This is a genomic window from Kitasatospora sp. NPDC048715 (assembly GCF_043198905.1).
GTDB lineage: Bacteria > Actinomycetota > Actinomycetes > Streptomycetales > Streptomycetaceae > Kitasatospora > Kitasatospora lactacystinica.
Window position 1 is genome coordinate 1 of record NZ_JBICVH010000033.1, and the last position, 17,736, is coordinate 17,736.

At 71.4% G+C, this 17,736-nt stretch carries 19 protein-coding genes; 7 read left to right on the top strand and 12 right to left on the bottom strand.

Features of this window, described 5'->3' with window-relative positions; all coding sequences use genetic code 11:
* Positions 1–398: 398 nt before the first annotated feature.
* Positions 399–917 (bottom strand): hypothetical protein, encoded by a 519-nt coding sequence (locus ACGFSC_RS41435; protein ID WP_359908704.1) that lies wholly within the window; start codon positions 915–917, stop codon positions 399–401.
* Positions 918–1,047: 130 nt separating this feature from the next.
* Here ACGFSC_RS41435 and ACGFSC_RS41440 point away from each other — a divergent pair, with 130 nt between their 5' ends.
* On the top strand, positions 1,048–2,883 hold the full coding sequence (locus ACGFSC_RS41440; protein ID WP_359908701.1) for a zeta toxin family protein: 1,836 nt from the start codon (positions 1,048–1,050) through the stop codon (positions 2,881–2,883).
* On the opposite strand, the gene ACGFSC_RS41445 is transcribed toward ACGFSC_RS41440, so the two are convergent.
* A complete protein-coding gene (locus ACGFSC_RS41445; protein WP_359908699.1) occupies positions 2,870–3,181 on the bottom strand; it encodes a hypothetical protein in 312 nt (103 codons plus the stop codon). The two genes, ACGFSC_RS41440 and ACGFSC_RS41445, sit on opposite strands and share 14 nt — an antisense overlap.
* Positions 3,182–3,336: 155 nt before the next feature.
* Between ACGFSC_RS41445 and ACGFSC_RS41450 the strand changes: the two genes are divergently transcribed.
* Positions 3,337–6,075, top strand: a complete 2,739-nt coding sequence (locus tag ACGFSC_RS41450) for an ATP/GTP-binding protein (protein ID WP_359908696.1) — start codon at positions 3,337–3,339, stop codon at positions 6,073–6,075.
* A gap of 9 nt (positions 6,076–6,084) precedes the next feature.
* Here the strand turns inward: ACGFSC_RS41450 and ACGFSC_RS41455 are convergent, their stop codons facing one another.
* Positions 6,085–6,648, bottom strand: a complete 564-nt coding sequence (locus ACGFSC_RS41455; RefSeq protein ID WP_359908694.1) for a hypothetical protein — start codon at positions 6,646–6,648, stop codon at positions 6,085–6,087.
* A gap of 270 nt (positions 6,649–6,918) precedes the next feature.
* On the opposite strand from ACGFSC_RS41455, the gene ACGFSC_RS41460 reads away from it, so the two are divergent.
* Both ACGFSC_RS41460 and ACGFSC_RS41465 read left to right on the top strand, forming a co-directional pair.
* Positions 6,919–7,197 (top strand): hypothetical protein, encoded by a 279-nt coding sequence (locus ACGFSC_RS41460; protein WP_359908691.1) that lies wholly within the window; start codon positions 6,919–6,921, stop codon positions 7,195–7,197.
* A 301-nt stretch (positions 7,198–7,498) separates the two neighbouring features.
* Complete coding sequence (locus ACGFSC_RS41465; protein WP_359908688.1) at positions 7,499–7,723, top strand: hypothetical protein; 225 nt, start codon at positions 7,499–7,501, stop codon at positions 7,721–7,723.
* Between the two features lie 94 nt (positions 7,724–7,817).
* On the opposite strand, the gene ACGFSC_RS41470 is transcribed toward ACGFSC_RS41465, so the two are convergent.
* From ACGFSC_RS41470 to ACGFSC_RS41490, 5 genes are all read right to left on the bottom strand, one after another.
* Complete coding sequence (locus ACGFSC_RS41470) at positions 7,818–8,111, bottom strand: hypothetical protein (protein ID WP_359908686.1); 294 nt, start codon at positions 8,109–8,111, stop codon at positions 7,818–7,820.
* Positions 8,108–8,389 (bottom strand): hypothetical protein, encoded by a 282-nt coding sequence (locus tag ACGFSC_RS41475; protein WP_359908683.1) that lies wholly within the window; start codon positions 8,387–8,389, stop codon positions 8,108–8,110. Before ACGFSC_RS41475 ends, ACGFSC_RS41470 begins: the two co-directional genes overlap by 4 nt.
* Positions 8,390–8,479: 90 nt before the next feature.
* A complete protein-coding gene (locus ACGFSC_RS41480; protein ID WP_359908680.1) occupies positions 8,480–8,692 on the bottom strand; it encodes a hypothetical protein in 213 nt (70 codons plus the stop codon).
* 229 nt (positions 8,693–8,921) lie between these two features.
* Entirely contained in the window at positions 8,922–9,356 is a 435-nt protein-coding gene (locus ACGFSC_RS41485; protein WP_359908677.1) for a MarR family transcriptional regulator, read from the bottom strand.
* Positions 9,353–9,859, bottom strand: coding sequence for a MarR family transcriptional regulator (locus tag ACGFSC_RS41490; protein WP_359908674.1), 507 nt, complete (start codon positions 9,857–9,859; stop codon positions 9,353–9,355). The genes ACGFSC_RS41485 and ACGFSC_RS41490 overlap by 4 nt, the downstream gene beginning before the upstream one ends.
* Before the next feature lie 1,656 nt (positions 9,860–11,515).
* On the opposite strand from ACGFSC_RS41490, the gene ACGFSC_RS41495 reads away from it, so the two are divergent.
* Both ACGFSC_RS41495 and ACGFSC_RS41500 read left to right on the top strand, forming a co-directional pair.
* Entirely contained in the window at positions 11,516–12,109 is a 594-nt protein-coding gene (locus tag ACGFSC_RS41495; RefSeq protein WP_359908671.1) for a hypothetical protein, read from the top strand.
* Between the two features lie 140 nt (positions 12,110–12,249).
* The gene (locus ACGFSC_RS41500) at positions 12,250–13,074 is read left to right on the top strand and encodes a hypothetical protein (protein WP_359908668.1); all 825 of its coding nucleotides are present in this window, start codon (positions 12,250–12,252) and stop codon (positions 13,072–13,074) included.
* Positions 13,075–13,327: 253 nt separating this feature from the next.
* Here ACGFSC_RS41500 and ACGFSC_RS41505 read toward each other — a convergent pair whose 3' ends face one another.
* Positions 13,328–13,450: a hypothetical protein gene (locus ACGFSC_RS41505; RefSeq protein ID WP_359908665.1), complete on the bottom strand. Its 123-nt coding sequence runs from the start codon at positions 13,448–13,450 to the stop codon at positions 13,328–13,330.
* A gap of 365 nt (positions 13,451–13,815) precedes the next feature.
* On the opposite strand from ACGFSC_RS41505, the gene ACGFSC_RS41510 reads away from it, so the two are divergent.
* Positions 13,816–13,974, top strand: a complete 159-nt coding sequence (locus tag ACGFSC_RS41510) for a hypothetical protein (protein ID WP_359908663.1) — start codon at positions 13,816–13,818, stop codon at positions 13,972–13,974.
* Positions 13,975–14,057: 83 nt separating this feature from the next.
* Here the strand turns inward: ACGFSC_RS41510 and ACGFSC_RS41515 are convergent, their stop codons facing one another.
* The 3 genes from ACGFSC_RS41515 to ACGFSC_RS41525 form a co-directional block, all read right to left on the bottom strand.
* The gene (locus tag ACGFSC_RS41515; RefSeq protein ID WP_359908660.1) at positions 14,058–15,332 is read right to left on the bottom strand and encodes a hypothetical protein; all 1,275 of its coding nucleotides are present in this window, start codon (positions 15,330–15,332) and stop codon (positions 14,058–14,060) included.
* Positions 15,333–15,747: 415 nt separating this feature from the next.
* Positions 15,748–16,443: a hypothetical protein gene (locus ACGFSC_RS41520; RefSeq protein WP_359908657.1), complete on the bottom strand. Its 696-nt coding sequence runs from the start codon at positions 16,441–16,443 to the stop codon at positions 15,748–15,750.
* Positions 16,444–16,692: 249 nt separating this feature from the next.
* A complete protein-coding gene (locus ACGFSC_RS41525; RefSeq protein WP_359908654.1) occupies positions 16,693–17,607 on the bottom strand; it encodes a GIY-YIG nuclease family protein in 915 nt (304 codons plus the stop codon).
* Positions 17,608–17,736 lie beyond the last annotated feature (129 nt).

Below are 17,736 nucleotides of genomic sequence, written 5' to 3' on the forward strand. Positions count from 1 at the left end.
TCCATCATTGATGGAGATATTCCATGAATTACGCACGAGGTCACTCTAATGAGTGACGGGGCGCAGCGGGCACGTGCGACCCGGGGTGCGGGCGGACCGCTACGGGGGCCCTGAGGGCCTGTCACGGCGTCGCCGGGGCCGGGGCCCGGCGACGCCGCGATCCGGGTCGCGCCGGTGCGGTACATCAGGCCGAGCGCTATGCACGCCTCCTCGGGGGAGACGTCATCCATGGGCGTCTGATCCCGGGTCGCCAGAGCGCTGCTGGGCACGGTGGCAGGGCCCGCACAACCCGGAGACCCGCTGCGCCAGCCGCTCGCCGCAGCCGGCGCAGCGGGAAAGGCCCGGGTGGCGCGGGCCTGTGGCGCGGAATACCCGAGGGCCGCGATTCGTCCGGCCGGTCAGTCTGCCTGGTTGCCCGGGTGGGTGCGGTCGAACCACTGGATGAACTCGTAGACCGTGCCGATCCGGGCTACGCGTTCGTGAAGGGCTTTCTGGTCGTGGCCAGGGACGAACCAGCCGGTGGTGGTGCTCTCGCCGCAGCCGCACGCGCAGGCCTTCGCGTCGAATGCGGAGTCGATGTAGGTGACGGGATTGCGCGCGGACGCCGGCACCGGAGAGGGCTTGCCGACGTAGGTGTCGTGGACGGGGTGGCCCACAGTCAAGACGGCTCCCTCGGCTGCGCGGCGACTGCTGGTGGCTTGGACCAGGCGGTGGATCTCGATGGCCTGTTGTACGACGCCTTCGGCGGCGATGAGCATGTAGCGCTGACGGTCGGCCTTGGCGCCGAGGACCCAGGCGCCGCGGCCCGCCTCGTAGGTCTGCTCGTCGGTCATCCCGAGTTCCCAGCCGATGTGGTTGCGGCCGAGGGGATCGTCCGTCTTGGCCGCGGCCCTGGGGCCCAGCTTGATGTGGATCATCCACCCTCCCAATACCCGGATCGACTTAGCGGCAAGGGTATCTGACGTCTATGCTGCACGCGAGAGTCGATAGTTGGCACGACTTACCGCCTCATCTATCGACTATGCACGAGACGATCGGAGCCCTGGGGTGCGCGAGCAACAGGAGAACCTCCCGCTGGTCCTGCCGGGCGCCGAGAGCAACCGGATCCTGAACCAGGTGATCCTTCCCGCCTGGACCAGCGGGGCAGTACCGCAGGAGGAGCCGGTGGTACTGCTCGTCGCCGGGCCGCCCGGCAGTGGGAAGACCACCCTCGGCGATCTGCTGCTGCCGGTCCTGGGCCAGCGCGGCGGCGCCGTGCGCGTCGGCGCCGACCTGTACAAGGCCGCGCACCGGCACTACCGGGATCTGCTCGCCAAGGACGTGCGGACGGCGGGTGTCCACGTCCGCGCCGACACCCGCCGCTGGCAGGCCGAGGTGGAGAAGCACGTGCGCGCCCACCGGCTCGACGCGGTGGTGGAGACCGCGCTCTCCGACCCCGAAGAAGCCCGGGCCCAGGCACTGGCGTACCGGGCGGCCGGGCACCGGATCGAGGTGGTCGCGCTGGCCTGCGCATCGGCGGTCAGCCAGCTGGGGGTGCTGGAGCGCTATATCGGCCACGGGGACAGTGCCGGGCGCTGGGTGTCCTGGGCCAACCACGACCAGTGCGCCCAACAGCTGGCCCGGACCCTGGACGTGCTGGAGTCCGAGCACCTGGTGGACCGCGTCACCGTCGTACGGCGCGGCCTGGAACCCCTGTACGGCAACGAACTCGTCGACGGAAGCTGGACACGGCCGCCCGAAGCGGCCCGAGCAGTGGAAACCGAGCAGGCCAGGTGGTGGGACGCGGTAGAGACCGCGTCCTTCCGCCGGGCCCTCGCCGATGCAGAGCACGCACTGGTGCGGGCGCAGACCCGGCTTCCGACCGACCAGGTACTGGCTGTCGCACGGGACACCGAGCGGTGCGCGGCGCTGGCCGAGCCGGTGCGGCGCACCGCCCAGCCGGTTCCCGGGCCACCCGGTGTCGACTACCACCGGCTGTCCGCCGACGAGCACGAGTGGACGTTCCGAAACCTGATCGTCCCGGATCTCGGGGAGATCGTGGCGCAGGAGCGGCCCGTCGTCGTGTACGTGATGGGGGCGCCCGGGGCGGGCAAGACCCGGGCGACGATGATGGTACGCCGGGCGCTGCGCAGTCGGAGGCCGGTGTGGATCTCCGGCGAACTGTTCAAGGCGGCCCACCCGGACTACTTCCGGCTGCTGCGCGAGCACCCGCGCACCGCGTCCGCCCGGATCCGCGCGGACTACAAGGCGTGGCAGGCCCGGGCTGAGGCGTACGTGCGGGAGCGGCGCGCGGACGCGGTGATCGAGGTCGCCCCCGGCAGCGCGCACGCCTTCCTCGACGACGCTGCCGCCTGGCGGCGGGCCGGGTACCGCGTCGAGTTGCTGGTGCTGGACGTGCGCGCGGCCGACAGCTGCCAGGGCACCGCCCTGCGCTACGCCGAGGTCAGCCGAGGCGGCACCCGCCCGGGCCGGTTCACCACCGCCAGCGGGCACCACCAGTGTCTGGCGGCGGTGCTGGAGTGCGTCCAGGCCGTCGAGGAGCAGCACCTGGTCGACCACCTCAGCGTGGTCCGGCGCGACGGCGCCGCCGTCTTCCGCAACACGCTCGGCCCCAACGGCCGGTGGACCGGCCGGGCCGGTGCCGCACTCGCCGCCCGAGCCGGGCAGGTGCGGCCCTACAGCGAGCAGGAAGCCCGGCAGTTCCTCGCCCACCAGCGCGAGCTGCGCGCCGCGCTGCCGCAGTACCGGCGGGACGTCGACGCGATCACCCGCCTCGCTTGGCCGCTGCTGCCGCCCGCGCTCCAGCCCGGCCGCCTCGCCTTCGCCCCGCCCGCCGCGCTCCCGGCGCCGCGCTCTCGGCGCCACGCTCCTACGCCCCGGTGATCTCGCTGAGCCTGGCGTCGTAGTCGGCCTCGATCCGCCCCAGCTCCTCCCCGGTCATCTCCGGCAGGTCGCGCAACGCATCGACGCAGGCGGCACGCTCGGCCAGCAGCCGCGCGACGCGCGCCTGGGCGGGCGCCGGGCGCCGGCGTTCGGCACGGATCTGCTCGGCGTACCAGGCCGCAACTTCCTCGATCTTCTCCGCGATCCGGCCGCGGGCATCGTCACCTCCGGTACTGCCGGGCGTACCGGAGCCGGCGCCGACCGGAGAGTGGTGGTCAGGGAGTTCAGGGTCGTGCACGGCAATCCGCCTCGTTCTCGAAAAGTGCGCAGGCCAGCGCGTTCTGACAGGTCGGAGCCTACGGTCCCCGCCCGGTCTCGCCCGCCCTCGGCCGGTGCGGCCCGTTTGGGCGTAGGTTGATGCCTGGTCAGATCGGTGCGGAGGGGGAGTCGTCGATGGCGGGGCGGGATCTGCGGGCGCTGTTCGGGTCGAACGACCGGAGCCTTGGCGCCGAGGAGGCGTTCACCAACCGGGAAGGGCAGTGGGCACGGGTCGCGGCCGCGATCACCGAACACCTGGCCCACGTGGCCGCCGACGGCTTCGACGTCCAGGAGCTGGAAGCGGCGCGACGCAACGTCCTCGTGTTCCACGGCATCGGCGGCGTTGGCAAGACGACGTTGTCGCGGAAGCTGGAAGCGGCTCTCGGCGAGTCCGGACGGCGCCCGGCGCAGTGGGGCGAGCCCGTCTGGCCGCAGGCACCGCGGCTGCTGCCGGTGCGCATCGACCTCGCGCGCTCCGCCGGGACGGACTTCGAGCGCCTGGTCCTCACCCTGCGCCTCGCGCTGGCCGGTCTGGACCGCGCTCTGCCGGCGTTCGACATCGCGCTCGGCCGGTACTGGGAGCACAACCACCCCGGCGAGAGCCTGGAGGAGTACTTGCGCCGTGCCGGGCTGGTGAGCCGCTTCGCCAAGGCGCTGCCGGGCCAGGTGCAGGCCGCGTTGTCGAAGGCCGCCGAGGAGCTCGCGCTGCCCGGCGTGGTCGGCTCCGCGGTCGGGCAGGTCGCCACCGCCGTCGTGCGGGCGGTGCGCGAGCGCCGTACCACCGCCCGCGCTCTGGCCGGGTGTCCACGGCTGGCGGACCTGCTGGAGGCGGACCCGGACCTGGACGCGCTGGCCTTCTACCCGCATCTGCTCGCTTACGAGATCGACCGGCTGCCCGCGAAGCAGGCGGTCGTGCCGGTGGTGCTGCTGGACACCTTCGAGGACACCGGCGACCGCACCAACCGCGACCTGGAGCGCCTGATCCAGCGCGTGGTGTGGCTGATGCCGAACGCCCTGTTCGTCGTCACCGGCCGCTCCCGGCTGCAGTGGGCCGACGACGCGCTGCAGGGGCAGCTCGACTACACCGGGCCCGCCGCCTGGCCACAGCTCGCCGGCCACATCCCCGCCGCCCGCACCACCGCCGAGCCCGAGCCCGGGCTCGCCCCGGCCGACACCGGGACGGCGGCCGACCGACAGATCCTGATCGGCGACTTCAGCCCCGAGGACTGCGAGGACTACCTCACCCGCCGCCTCACCACCGCCGACGGCCAGCCCCTCATCGGCGAAGACCTGCGCCGCGTCATCACCGCCCGCTCCCACGGCCTGCCCCTGTACCTGGACCTCGCCGTAATGCGCTACCTGGAGATCCGCCGCACCCGAGAACCCGAGCCCGACGACTTCGACCACGACTTCCCCGCCCTCGTCGCCCGCACCCTCCAGGACCTCACCCAGGACGAACGGCACGTACTGCGCGCCGTGAGCCTGCTGGATGCCTTCGACATCCCGCTCGCCACCGCCGCGGCCGGCATGGCACACCAGGCCGCCGCCCTGCGCCTGGCCGAACGGCCCTTCGTCCGCGAGAACCCGCTCGCCCTGTGGCCCTACCACCTGCACGCCGTGGTGCGCTCGACGATCCGCCGGGCCGACGACCGCACCGACGACCGCTGGTCCGACCAGGACTGGGCAGGCGCCGCCGTCCGGGCCTTCGCCGCGATCGGCGACCAGTGGGCCGCCGGCGCCAGCCGCGGCCGGATGCTGCTGGTCGCCTGCCTGCGCCAGGGCCTGGTCCTCGCCCGCGACCACCGCCTCGACCTCGGCTGGCTCGCCACCGCGGCCTGGGCGTACGTCTCCGACTCGGTGTGGGAGCCCCTCGCCCCACCCGCCGCCCTGTCCGACAGCGACACAGCGGCCGGGCCGACCGGTACCACCGTCCTGACCACCCCGGCCGACGCCCTGGTGGAGACCCTCAGCACGCTCGCCGCCCGCCAGCGCGAACACCGCACCCGCACCGCCGACCGCCTCACCCGCATCATCGACAGCGCCCTGCTGCCCGAGGACCTGACCGACATGGCCCTCTACTACCGGGCCAAGGCCCACCGCGACCTCGGCCGCGGCACCGCCTCCCGCCAGGGCATGCAACAGGTCGCCGCCGGCACCACCCGCCTCGCCCCCGCCGCCCGCCGCGGCCTTGCCCACCTCGCCCGCCTCGACGGCGACTTCCCCACCGCCCTCGCCGCCGCCCAGAACCTCGGCTGGGCCGGACGCCAGCACCGCGTCCTCGGCGACCTGTGGTGGGTCCACGCCGAAATGGACCAGGCCGCCGCCGCCTACCAGGCCGCACGCACCGACGCCGAACAGCACTCCGTCGCTGGCGAGACCGCCACCTCCCAGGCCCAGCTCGCCTTCGTCCGCGCCTTCACCGACCCCGAGACGGCCGACGACGACCTCGACCTCGCCGCCCGGCTCCTCGTCGGCCTCGACCTGCGCGCCACCACCCTCACCACCCGCATCGCCGCCCTGATCCGCGACGCCGGCACCGGCGGCCAGGACTTCCTCGACCGCGCGAACCTCCTCGACGCCGAGGTCCGCGCCTCCGGCGTCCGCGCCGCCCGCACCACCCTCGCCCTCGCCCTGTGCTTCCACCACGCCGTCCTCGCCGACGACGCCGGCCTGGACACCGCGATCCGCGACCTCGACCAACTCACCCGCGACCACGACTACGCCTACTACACCGACATCGCCCACTTCATGGCCGGCCGCGACCTCCAGTTCCCCTCCGGTGCGCGCTGGTACGACGGCGACCAGGCCGTCCGCGGACGGTGGCGCGCCCTCGTCACCGCCCGGCAAGCACGATTTCGGTCCGGCGGCCGCTGACAGGCCCCGCTAAGGCCTGCTCTTCACCGCCTCCTGGACCCGCTCGACCGAGGCGAACCACGACTGAACCCTCCGGTCCACGAATCCGACCACCTGGATCATGTCCCGGCGTCGGGCGGCAAGGTCCTCGGTGTGGATCGGTTCGAGGTGAGCAATGCGGTTGTGCAGCAGGTGAAGCCGCATCAGCGGCTTCTCCACGGCTTGCAGGTTCTGCTGGTTGGGGAAGGCGTGGCGCAGCGCGTGGACCCAGATGTTGTGCGTGTAGCGCTTGGCGACGAGGTAGCGCCAGAAGCCGAAGTTGAGCTGGGCGACGATGTCGTCGGCGGTGGGGGTCGGCACGGTGGTGATGCCTGTGCGTCGGCAACGCGCGCTTATCGCCTTCTGGGCCCGGTCCCGCGCGGTCGCGATGTCCCGGCACGCCTCGGTCGTCAGGTCCGGCGGGGGTGTGGTGAGCCAGCTGTCACCGCCGCGGTTCCGTTTTGCGTGCCAGGCCTCCAGTTCCCCGTGCAGGGCGTTGCGGACGACGACCTCCACCAGGTGGAGGGCCTCGTAGGTCGCGCCGGAGGCGGCCACGTTCCACTGGTACAGGCGCAGCGCGGCGTCGTGCGTTCCTGCGGCGGCGAGGTAGGGGCCGAAGCGCGGGGGCGACAGGCGCTGTTCCAGCAGCTGGGGCAGGGTCGTGGATTAATTCATGGTGGCAGACATCGTATTCTTGTCGCGAAGACCCGCCTGGCCTCTGCTTGCAAGCTACCGGGTTGCTGAACGTTAAAGCCTCCTGACCAGGTCGGGGGGCTTTTTCATTTGGGGGATGCGCTCCGGCGGCCGGTGCGTCACGATGACGCGATGAACGGCACCCAGGCGATGGTCGACTTCCTGCGCGAGCGGTATCGGCGCGAGATCAGTACGAGCAGAGGCATCCACGATGCGGTTGTCGACGGCCGGATACCGGCGTTGGGAGGCGACCGCGAGAAGCACGCCCGTTTCACGCTGCAGTCGGTGCACGAGGCGCAGTCGATGCTGGACCTGTTCGAGAACACCATCGTGGCCCACCTCGGAACGGCCGGCCCTATGGGCGCCATCGCCGAACAGCAGCTGCGGATCCTCGCTCGGCCGTTCATGTAACCGGCGGGACCGAACCTCGTCGGCCCCGTCTCCGAGAAGGGCCTTCACCGCGCCGGGCGGCTCCGAGTGGGCCTCGCCCTTTGGCCATCGCCGCTCCCGGGGCCAGCACCGCCGTCTTGGTCCGCAATCATGCGGCGCGTCTTGGCTGCCGATCCGCGGACGTCGCCGGCTCCGGTGCCCGACGGCCGGACAGGAAGCCGCCGGCCAGCGCTGGCTGCCTGGCCGGCTGTCCGCTGTCACGGCCCTTCCCCGGTACTGCCAGGTCGCCTACGGTGGGTCCCCCCGAAGACCGGAGGTCCCCGTGCCGGAAGAACAGCCGACACCGAACTACCGCACCTACAGCTGGGAGGACGAGACCACCGGCACCCGCCACGTCGTCGCCTACGCGGGCGACGAGGAAGCCAGCGACGAACGCAAGGAACAGATGCGGGCCAGGGCACGCCGGGTCCTCACGGGACCGGTGGACGGGCAGGCGGGGCAGAACGCGAGGCCGGCACTGCGACTGGTGCGCGGCGACGGCTCCTGAACGGACTGCGGGTCCACGCCCCTTCGACGACCGATCATCACCATCTCCTCGGCCGTCCGAGACACGGACCCGCAGCACAGCAAGGACCGTCTGCTCAGTCGACCCGCAGAACCCTGGAGACGTAGATCCGCGGCGGATCCTGGCCTTCGTCCACCACGTACTCCACCAGGCCCAGGTCCCGGCGCAGCGGCGCGGAGTGCATGCCGGGTCGGCCGGGGACGGGCATGCTCAGGTGGGGGAAGGGGTTCTCGCGCAGGTCGACGAGGAACGCCACGACGGCGGAGAACACGTCCGCTGGTGTGCCCGGGTCGCCGAGAAACTCCTCGACGGCCGGGGAGACGGTGATCGGGTCGTACTCGTCGTCCGGGAACCCGTTGTGGTCGCTCACTGGGCCCCGAGTCGGCGCAGGACGGCGGAGGCGGAGGTGCCGGGGGCGGTGCCGGCCTGGACGGCGGCGTGGATGCGGTCGCCCTCCGGGTCGCGGTAGAGCTCCGCTCGCAGCCACCAGCGCTTCAGGACGCCGCCGATCGTCTCGACGTCGGCCTCGCCCATCTCCCGGTAGAACTCCATCCTCTGCGCGGGCGGCAGGGCCGCGGCGACAGCGTCCTGGGTACGCGGGATGGGCTGCCGGCCGTCGTGGTGGCCGTGCAGGGGCGCTGCGCTCACAGTTCCTCCGGGCGTCTCGTGCGGGCGGGACCGGTACCAGTGTCCTCCCTCGGCGTCCTCGGTTGGTACCCGGGGTTCTGAGGGTGCCAGTCAGATCTGTCGGTCCGGGTCGGAGAAGGTCAGACCGCCGGGCGAGAGCCGACGACGGACCGGGGCTGGCACGGCCGCGGTCTCACCGGGCGGCTGGCGGAAATCGGCGCCCTGCTCAACCGGCAGCCGGCGCACGCCGGACTGGGCGGGCAGGAGCACGTCGGCGGCGGGCTCGGAGAAGGCGGGCAGCGAGAGGCTGCGACGGTCAGTCATGATCACCAGTCTCGCAGCCCCGACAGGGCCGTGTAGGCCAGACCGCTGCTGGCAGGGCCAACAGGGTCGGCCGCTGTTCCAGATCTGCAGAACGAAGCGGCTAAGCCTCCGCCGCCACCTCACCCGCCCTCGGGTGAGGTGGCCACCGGGACGGCTACGCATCCGTCACAGCACAGCCCGTTACAAAGCACCACTGACAGTAGCGCTCGTGGCTTGAGCACTGCAGACCTTACTCCTGGTCAGGGACTGCCTTGATCGTGCGTCGGCGACGGGCATCCACGTTGCCGACCTTCCGGGGACCTTCGGCGCGGGCATCGAGGGTGATCTCGGGGGCTTCCAGCGCTTCTCCGACCAGGCGACGAATCTCCGGGTTGGAGGCGAAGAAGAAACGGGGGTTAACCCGGTAACTTCCCGGGTCCGGGTGCTCCACCAACTGGAGCGCTTCCAGCCGGGCCAGGGCCTCGTATGCGGTAGACGTTGAGGTGCCGCAGTCGTGGGCGATCTCCTCGACGTCGGCCGTGATCGGGGCGAACACGGCGCCGTGGCTGGTGAGCCATTCCAGGACGCTGCGCTGGCTGGCCGACAGGTTCAACGTGTAGACGGGCGGCATGCCGAGGCTGTCCGGATCGAAGCCACCGTGGTGGCCATGGGTGGCGGCGCTCATCGGGTGCCTCCGTTCGTCGTACTCCGGGCCGCGCCAGCGCGGCGCGGACCCGGTGTCTTGGCAGCTGCCTTCTCAGCGGCCTTCTTCGCAGCGGCGATCGCCTTGGCGTCCGGCGTAATCGGCGGCGGGTCCAACCGACGGCAGGCCTGCACCTGGGCGTCACCGGAGCCCTCCCAGAAGCGGCGCGGGTTGAGCTGGTAGGTCTGGCTCCGGGGACTGGTCTTGAGCAGAATGTTCAGCTTCACCAACCGGGCGAGCGCCGTCTTCGCAGTCGTCTCAGTCGCCAGGATCGCCTCCGCCACGGCAAGCGCCGTCACCTTCACCGCCGCACCGGCCCCGCCATTCGAGCGCACCCAGTCGATCGTCGCCCACTCCGCACCGGACAGCGCCAGGGAATACAGCGGCGCGTCATCGGTATAGGCATTAAGGGTGTACGAGCCATCCATGGTGTGCGGCGTCCGGGCCTTCGGCGCAGGCAGCACCGCCCCCGTGTCCAGGTTCACCAGGGCGATGTTGCCCCTGCGAGCCATCCTGCTCCTCACCATGCAGTCGCTGTCCAACCCCGGTCCAACGACCGGTGCGCCTTGAAGTTGCTAAGGGCCATTTTTTCAGACGTTAGCTCCGGAAAACCCGACCTTAGTGGCAAGAACCTACAGGACATGGCCCGAGAAACGCAGGCTCCTGGCAGCGTGTCGAGCCACTGTGTCCTCGGCGAGCACTGCCATAACGTCTGGTTTTCCGGCCACAACGTCTGGAAAACCAGACGCTAGCGAGGAGAAAACCGCAGGTCAGGGCATATGTCCCTTCTTAGGTAGTAAAGGCAGGCGGTCACGCGGACCTTCAACCCGATGGCCCGAGCCACGCATGGCGGCGCGGGTTCCGGGAAGCACCCCAGCTGGGGCCGTAGGTCCCGGCCCCGTACCGGTCCGCCGACGGTGGCCTCCGGTGGGCCAGGTACCCGTGCCGCTGCCGCCACCCGGGCCGGGCACCCAGGTCGACCTACCGGCCGAGGCCGATGGAGGTCACAGCGCCAGTCAGGGAATTCCGGCCGCCGCCGGAACCGGGCCCCGGGGCCCTTTCCATGCCTACGAAGTCCAACAGCTGGTGCCCGGGCCTGCCCCTACCGGAACTGCGGCCCGGCGGCGGGAGCGGGCACCGGGTGGTCCTGGCCAGCGCTCCTGGGTCGTGAAGGTGGGCAACAAGGTCTTCGTCAGGTGGGTCGCGGCATCGGCACCTGCTCGGTAGCAGGCAGTACGCGGTACCGGGTGCAGGCCGGATCGGCAGGCGACTCCGCCCGGCACGGGTACCGGCCCGCCTCTTCCATGGCAACTGCCCAGTGCCCGGGCCGGTCACGGCCCGGGCCGGTGCGCTGACGGGCCGACGGCGGGGCCGGCCACGGCCCTGACGGCGGATCCGGCGGCGCAGGGCAGGCGGCAGGGGCTGGTCCAGCGCAGCCCTTGGCGCTGGCCACGGGTGCGGGGGCGGAGCACGCCGCGCCCAGCCAGGCCCGGATCCGGCGGGCCGCGATGGTGGCCCGGTTGCCGCCCGTACCCGGTGGTCCGGCGAGGCAGGCGAGGCGCGGCCCGGTCCTGCTCGAACCGGTCCCGGTCGCCGGGTAGGCCGTAGCGGGACAGCGCGGTACGCAGCTCGTGCAGGGTTGGCCCGGGAGCGCCAGGGCAGGGTCGGTCAGTCCAGGTCGACGCTCGCCAGGGCCACTGCGAGGGCGAGGTAGGGGGGTGGTCTCCAGGCACCGCTGCGCCGCGGTGCTCGGGTCGGACGCGGCGGCGGCGTCCTGAAGCGTCACCATGGCGGTCCGCACGGTGGAGTCGACTGCCGCGTCGAGGATCTCGTCCACGGCGAGCTCGCGCGCCAGGGCGACCGCGTGCTCGGGATCGTGTCGCCACCGTGCTGCCACCGCGTCGCCGGCGCCGATGAGGTCCGCCTCGGCGGCCTGTTCCGCCGTCGGCAGGGGCACGACGCCTGACGGGTGCGGCTCTTCCAGAAGGTCCTGCGCCCGCGCCACGGCGTACCGCGCGGCGTAGGTGCGCGCGGCGTTCTTCTGCTCCTGCGCCACGGCGGCGGGCCAGCGGGCCTCGTCCTCCTTGCGGGCGTGCTCCAGCGCGAGGGGCCGGTGCGGGCGGGGCCTCTACGGTGGCGTCGTGATGATCTCCAACGCGTCGACCGCGCTCGCCACCGGTGCGGGCAGCACCAGCAGTTCCCCTCCCCCGTGGATCCCCTACGCCGGTTTCGTCATCAGCGTGGTCGTGGCGCTGGTGGGGCTGTCCACCTTCTTCTACAACCGCTACCGGAACCAGCGGGCGGACGAGGAGGTGTACGCGGTGAAGGTGGCGGCCTGGACCGGTGAGGACACCGGGCTCGGCCCGGGAAACCTGTACCGCTTCGACTCGCTGGTGGTGCACAACGGGTCGGACCAGCCGATCTACAACACGGTACTGGTGTGGCGGGCCACCGAGCCAGGCGAGCTTTCCGGGGAGACCGATCTGCAGAACATCTTCGTCGGCCTGGTCCCGCCCGGGGAGGACCGGGTCATCGAGCTGCCGGAGGTCTCGAAGCCGGAGATCAGGCAACGGCCCGTCACCGTGGCCTTCGCGGATGCCCGGGGCCGGTACTGGGAACGCGACGAGACCGGCCAACTGCACCGCGGCAAGAACAAGGTGAAGCCCGAGCTGATCGCGCCCCTCAAGGTGCGCGGCGAGGACGGTTCGATCGTCCCCGCCTCACGGAAGCGCTAGCACCAGCAGCGACGGGGCCACCCGCTCCCGATACGGGGCCGGGAGGGTGTCCCATCTCACATGTCGGTGGCCGAGTTTCTTTGCCGCTCCTCCGCCTTCCCCCGCCCAGAGGGTGACCCTGCTTCACGGAGGACACCCCCATGACCACCACACGCGCGACACACGGCCTCGGCCGGAACGGCAGCATCTGGCACACCTGGCTCTACCACTTGGCGGACGGCCAAGAGCTGCTCACCTTTGGCACATCCGAGGGCCTGCAGACTTTTGAGCCTCTGGTTCCCCCCGGGCCCTCCGAGCTGGCTGGGCTGCAGATGGTCATCGGTTCCGGGCCCTCGCTGGCTTGGATCCACGCGGCGCGTGCCGCCCGCGAGATCGCGGCGAGCACGGCCGACGCCACTTGTTTGGAACGGTTCGGCCGCGTGGTCCTGGGCGCCGGCCGCAGCAAGCGGTGGACGGAAGCGGTCTCCACCGCTCTGCTCGGCGACTGGGTCGCCCCGCTGTACGACGGCACCGGTCTCGGGATGCCCGCTGTCGACCGGCTCCGCGACGAGACGCGGGTGATCCACCGGCAGCTGGTTCCGTTGTGGGAGCGGCGGACGTACGGCAACAAGCGGGTTGCCCTGCTGGAGAGCCCGATCTACGAGGGTGCGACGCTTCGGGACCTGCTGGCCGACACCGCCGCCGACGACCCCGTGCTCGACCAGGTCCCCGGCGACCGGCGCCTGGCCGCGGTCCTGGTCCTCCTCTCCCCGAGCGAGCGGGCCGTCGTCCTCGCCCTTGGCCACCCTGGCGTGGCCACCTGGGCGGAGGCCGCCGCCCTGACGGGCAGCACCCGGCCGGACAAGGACGGGGAGGCGGTGCGGCGCAAGGTTCGCCGCGCGGTCCGTGAGCTGCGCCGGCGCGACGAGCAACGCGCCGACGGCCCCCGGCTGTGGACTCCGGCCCGTGATGGTGAGGTCCGGTGAGCGAGTTCCTGCTGTCGGCCGGTGCCGACTGCCTCGGCGGCCTGGCGGCCGCCGGTCTGATCGCGCTGGGGGCACAGGTGGGCGGGGTGATCCGCCGGCGGCGGGCGGGGCGCCCGGAACGGCGTGCGGTCACCGGCCAGGTCCGCGCCAGCGCGGTGAGGGTGGCACGGATCCGGTTGGCCGGGACGGCCGACAGCAGCAGCGTCCGGGTCCACGCCCGGGGCGCGGGACGCGACCTCCACGTAGGGCGCCGTCACACGACCGGCTCCGGGTCCCGGTGCGCTGCGGGAGGACCGGGCAGACCCGGCGCGACGGGCTCGCCGTCGGCGAGGTAGCCGGCGGCGAGGTCGGCCAGGTCCCGCGCGAGCTCGTCCACCGCGGCGGTCCGCGCCCTGGCCGGGTAGACCGCCCGTGTCGGCCGCGGCGATCGCGGTGTCGAGGTCGGCGGCGTAGCGCACTACGGAGTCGTAGATCCGGGTGGTGGTCATCAGGTCCGGCGGCACCTCGCCCCGCGCGCCACATCCGCACGGTCTCGGCGACGTGGCGCAGCAGGGCGGCGACGTGGACGGCGGGCAGCTGGGCCGACGCCGCCCTCGACTTCGGCCTGGCGGCCGAGGTCGGCGACCGAGTTCGCCGCAAACTCTCCCGCCGCGGCGACAGGCACACCGAGCGCGCCCTCGCCGCGGCGGTGACCCGATGAGCCTGCGGCCGGCTGCCCCCAGGACGGAGAGCGGCCAGCTGGTGCATGGACCAGCCGCGCCGAACTGCACCGCCATGGCCAGCGCCGGCTCGGTCGGCGGCGCACTGCTGCCCGGCACGGTGCCGCCCGACTCCCCGCTGGTGTGGCCGCTCGTCGTTCTCGCCCTCGGCGTCAGAGCCTTCCGAGGCAGGAACGGCTGACAACGGACTGCCGCGAGTGGGCCGGTCGACGCCGCGCCGGCATGGCGAGCCTGACCGGGCACCAGCGGTGCCCAGTCGAGCCTTTACCGTCGGGTAGTCCTCGCTCGGCAGGCCTCGCAGGCGTGGAAGCCGGCGTCGCCGTAGCGGCGGATCGGCGATCCGCAGCCGGCGCACGGGCCGATCTGCCAGGGCTCGCAGCCGTGGGCGAGGGCAGCCTGGCGGCGCTGGGTCTCGGTGGCGTCGAGCCGGCGGTCCTGCCGGGGCACCGTGAACAGCCGCTTGGGGACCTCGTCGAAGGTGTGCAGGCCGGTGCCGGCGGAGTTGCCGCGCCGGGGCCGGGGGTCGTTGAAGGTGAAGGTCTCCTCGCCGTAGCGGCAGGTCGCATCGAGTTCCTGGCGGGTGTAGGTGATGCCGGCGTCCGCGGCCCCGGGTTCGGCCGGGGAGTCCTCGTCCTCGCCGGGGCCGAACATGTCGTGCCAGCGGTTCCGGTCGGCCGCGGGCACCCACATCCGGGAGACGGAGCGCGGGTCGCGCTGGCCGGGGATGCGCATCGGCACGAACTCGCCGTCGGCGCTGGCGACGACGAGCCGGTCGACCTCGGTGGGCGCCTTCACGGGCAGGCACAGCGCGGGCAGGAACCACTCGGCGTGGAAGCGGCCGCAGGAGCTGCCGTTGACCGGGCAGGGCCGCACGCTGCTCGGCAGGCACTTCCACTGCTGCAGGTGCCGCACCCCGGCGCGTACCACCATGGCGAGCGGGGAGGCGATCTCCTTCCAGCTGAAGTCGTCGACCCGGGCCCACGGTGCTCGCTCGACCACTGCGGAGCGGTCGGTGTCGGTCACCCACAGCGGGACGATCCCGTGCTCGGCGGCCGCGCGGGAGCGGCGGCGGACGGTGTCGGCGGTGATCGGCGAGTACTGGGCCTCCCAGCCGATCCGCCGGCCGTCGTCGCCGGTGACGAGGACATCGGTGCGGATCCGCCCGTCGGTCGCGCGGGCCTCGACCTCGGCGCGCAGGCCGTGGCGTTCGGCGGCCCGGGCGATCCGCTCCTTCATCGCCTGGTGCTTCGCGCTCTCCTCGACGGTGGGGGTGTGGCGCACTGGCAGGTGGGCGGCCACCCAGACCGTGCGACCGCCGACCGTCCGGCGGCGGATCGTCATCCAGGGGGACCGGCCGTCCTCCTCGGCCTGGCAGGCGCCGTCACGGTGGTGCTCCAGGCACTCCAGGAGCTCGCGCTCGCGCTGGTCGATCGGGGTGGTGACCTCCTCCAGCAGGCCGGGCCGGTCCGGATGGCCGAAGTCGGGCATGGTCAGGTTGATCTCGATGCCGTACGCGGTGTGGAAAACGCCATTCGCCATATCCGGAGAATAGAAACAAGGACTGACAATTTAAACACCGGTGCGAATGTTTAGAATCGACAGGCAGGACTTTCGAATGGACCCTTTCCCACAATTTACGGGATTCGACATTCCGTTTGAATTACACGCGTGCCCGCTCCCCGTCCGACCGCCGCCTCCCGAGGAGGCCGCCCGCAGCACGGGAACAGGGCAAGCGCCAACAGCATCCGGGCTTCGCCCGGACTCTCGTCAACGGTCCGGCGGGGCCACTCGGACACCGTCCAGCAGGGAGACACGGATCTGGCCCTCGTTGCCGGCCGGCCGGACACCGGTGCGGCACTTGCTCGAACACCGCCTGGTCGCAACACAGCCGGAAGACCGGTACGGGGCCGCGGAATCGGGGAGGCCAGCGTGGATGGCCGCAGTACGAGCGCTGTCACGGGGTCGGGGCGCAACGCCGGCACCGGTTGTAGTTGCGGCCGCCCTTGGGACCGGTGCGCTCGGCGATCCAGGCCCGGGCGTCCTCGGGTGTGAGGGGGCGGAAGTTGATTGCCCAGTCGGCCACGTCGATGTACAGGTCCTCGCCCCAGTGGGGCCGGCTGTGGGCGACGGCGCGAAGTTCCTGTGCGTACTCGGCGGTGCCGGGGACGGGCTGGTTGTACTGCTCGGGGATGTAGCGGCGGGTGACGGGGCAGTCGATGGTGTGGAGTCCGCGCTGGCCGACGGCGAAGGGGTATTCGTCGGAGCGTTGCGCCAGCTGCCAGTGGCGCAGCGATGCGGCGAGGGCGGCATCGAAGTCCGCGCGTGCCGTGGTGCAGCCTGGGCAGGCGTCTTGGTTGTCCTGGCACAGCGTGTCCTTGTCGGCCCTGGACTCGTGGGCGAAGCCGTCGCACTCGTCGTAGGCGACGGCGATGGCGCGCTGGAGCACCGTGCGGGCCCGTGCGGCTGGGACGGTGCCGGCCTCGATGGCCGCGAGGATGTCGAGGACGGCGGGGATCTCCACGGCGAAGTGCTGGCCGTCCCGGACCATCCGTCGGCGGCTGGGGTCGGACGGGACGACGCCGAACGCGAAGCCGACCGAGGGCAGGTCGAGGCTGCCGATCTTCATGTTCAGACGGACTGTTTGCGGCATAGAGGGGTTCTCCTCCTGGTGGTACCCGGATCGGCGGTCGCGGGTGCGAAGTCTGCTGGCCGGGTGCCGTACGGCCAGTGCCCGGCGAGCGGTCCACTGGCCAGGTCCCTGCCCGGGGCTGATGGTGAGGCCGGTGGCGGCGGGCCGCCGCCGCGGTCCGGCCAGTGCCGAGTGGAGTGGTCCACGTGGCGCAGCGGGACGGTGATGTGGGTGGCGGGCATCGTCAGCTCGCCGTTGCCTGCGGGCCTGTTAGGAGGTCTGGTCATCTGGGACCGCAGGCGGGTGGTCTCGGTGACCGTCAATTCGTGGACCCTGGTGATCGCCGGACGTGTCGCGATTCCACGATGAGATCGGACGGCATTTCGAGATGGTCTTCTGCTCTGGGACTGGGCACAGGAAGTCCTGCTCCAGGAGGATCTCCAGTTCTGCTTGAACGGCCTTGATGGACAGCCGACCTTCGATCGCCTCGACGATCTCGGCCGCGTCCGTCGAGCCGTTCCTTTCGATCAGGTCGAGGACGGTGAGGTAGAGGCTGACATCGCGGAGGGAGAGCCTGCGGCCCTCGGGGTGGGCGCTCGGGTCGCTCAGGAAGGCACGAGCCAGGACAGGGCGGAGTGGTGAGGTGAACCGGATGCTTTGGGCTTGGAAGGCTGGGTGAAAGCTCATGGCGTCCGGCGGCAAGCCGAGGCCGAACCACTTCTCGATTGTCATCGGTTCCGGGTCGTATCCTAGGCAGATGCAGTCGAATCCGTAAGCGCCATCTGCGGAGCACGGATATGGCGGATCGCTTGTGACGTTCGGCCCTGAATGTCGCAAGACGGAATGTTCGCAGTTGCAGTCAGGCGAATTGCTATCAAGGCCCGATGCCTTCTGGGGCTCCGGCGGCTCGCTTGAGCACTGTGTCGGTACGCTGGACTCTAGGCGGAGGACGGCACTGTCCAGCACCTGATCTGCTACGAGGCCACTGAAGTCGAACCATTCACCATGTTGCCTGCGGTCGGAGAAATGCCGGTGCAGTTTGCTTTCGAGCTGTAAATCTTCCGTCTCATGCTGCCAGATGATCGAGAGAGGAAGCGGGGACATTGTGCGAATCTGCAGCAGTCGTCGAGAAAGATTCTTCGTGATGCCAATTTTCACAAGCGGTGAGGCGTTGCCGCTACCCATCGCGTAGACGATCCGCCTTGGCGGTCGCGGTGTCTCCATTTCCTCAAGAATCCAATCTCGTGAGCGTACATCTGACGACGGCTCGCAGACGACAGTAGCGGCGATCAGACCGTTCTCGCAGGCGTCTTC

What these genes read in the sequence shown, in the direction of transcription:
- ACGFSC_RS41520 (WP_359908657.1), bottom strand. Translation starts at nt 16,443, where the DNA reads ATGCCGCAAACAGTCCGTCTGAACATGAAGATCGGCAGCCTCGACCTG.
- ACGFSC_RS41500 (WP_359908668.1), top strand. Translation starts at nt 12,250, where the DNA reads ATGACCACCACACGCGCGACACACGGCCTCGGCCGGAACGGCAGCATC.
- ACGFSC_RS41485 (WP_359908677.1), bottom strand. Translation starts at nt 9,356, where the DNA reads ATGAGCGCCGCCACCCATGGCCACCACGGTGGCTTCGATCCGGACAGC.
- ACGFSC_RS41460 (WP_359908691.1), top strand. Translation starts at nt 6,919, where the DNA reads ATGAACGGCACCCAGGCGATGGTCGACTTCCTGCGCGAGCGGTATCGG.
- ACGFSC_RS41450 (WP_359908696.1), top strand. Translation starts at nt 3,337, where the DNA reads ATGGCGGGGCGGGATCTGCGGGCGCTGTTCGGGTCGAACGACCGGAGC.
- ACGFSC_RS41515 (WP_359908660.1), bottom strand. Translation starts at nt 15,332, where the DNA reads ATGGCGAATGGCGTTTTCCACACCGCGTACGGCATCGAGATCAACCTG.
- ACGFSC_RS41525 (WP_359908654.1), bottom strand. Translation starts at nt 17,607, where the DNA reads ATGGGTAGCGGCAACGCCTCACCGCTTGTGAAAATTGGCATCACGAAG.
- ACGFSC_RS41435 (WP_359908704.1), bottom strand. Translation starts at nt 917, where the DNA reads ATGATCCACATCAAGCTGGGCCCCAGGGCCGCGGCCAAGACGGACGAT.
- ACGFSC_RS41480 (WP_359908680.1), bottom strand. Translation starts at nt 8,692, where the DNA reads ATGACTGACCGTCGCAGCCTCTCGCTGCCCGCCTTCTCCGAGCCCGCC.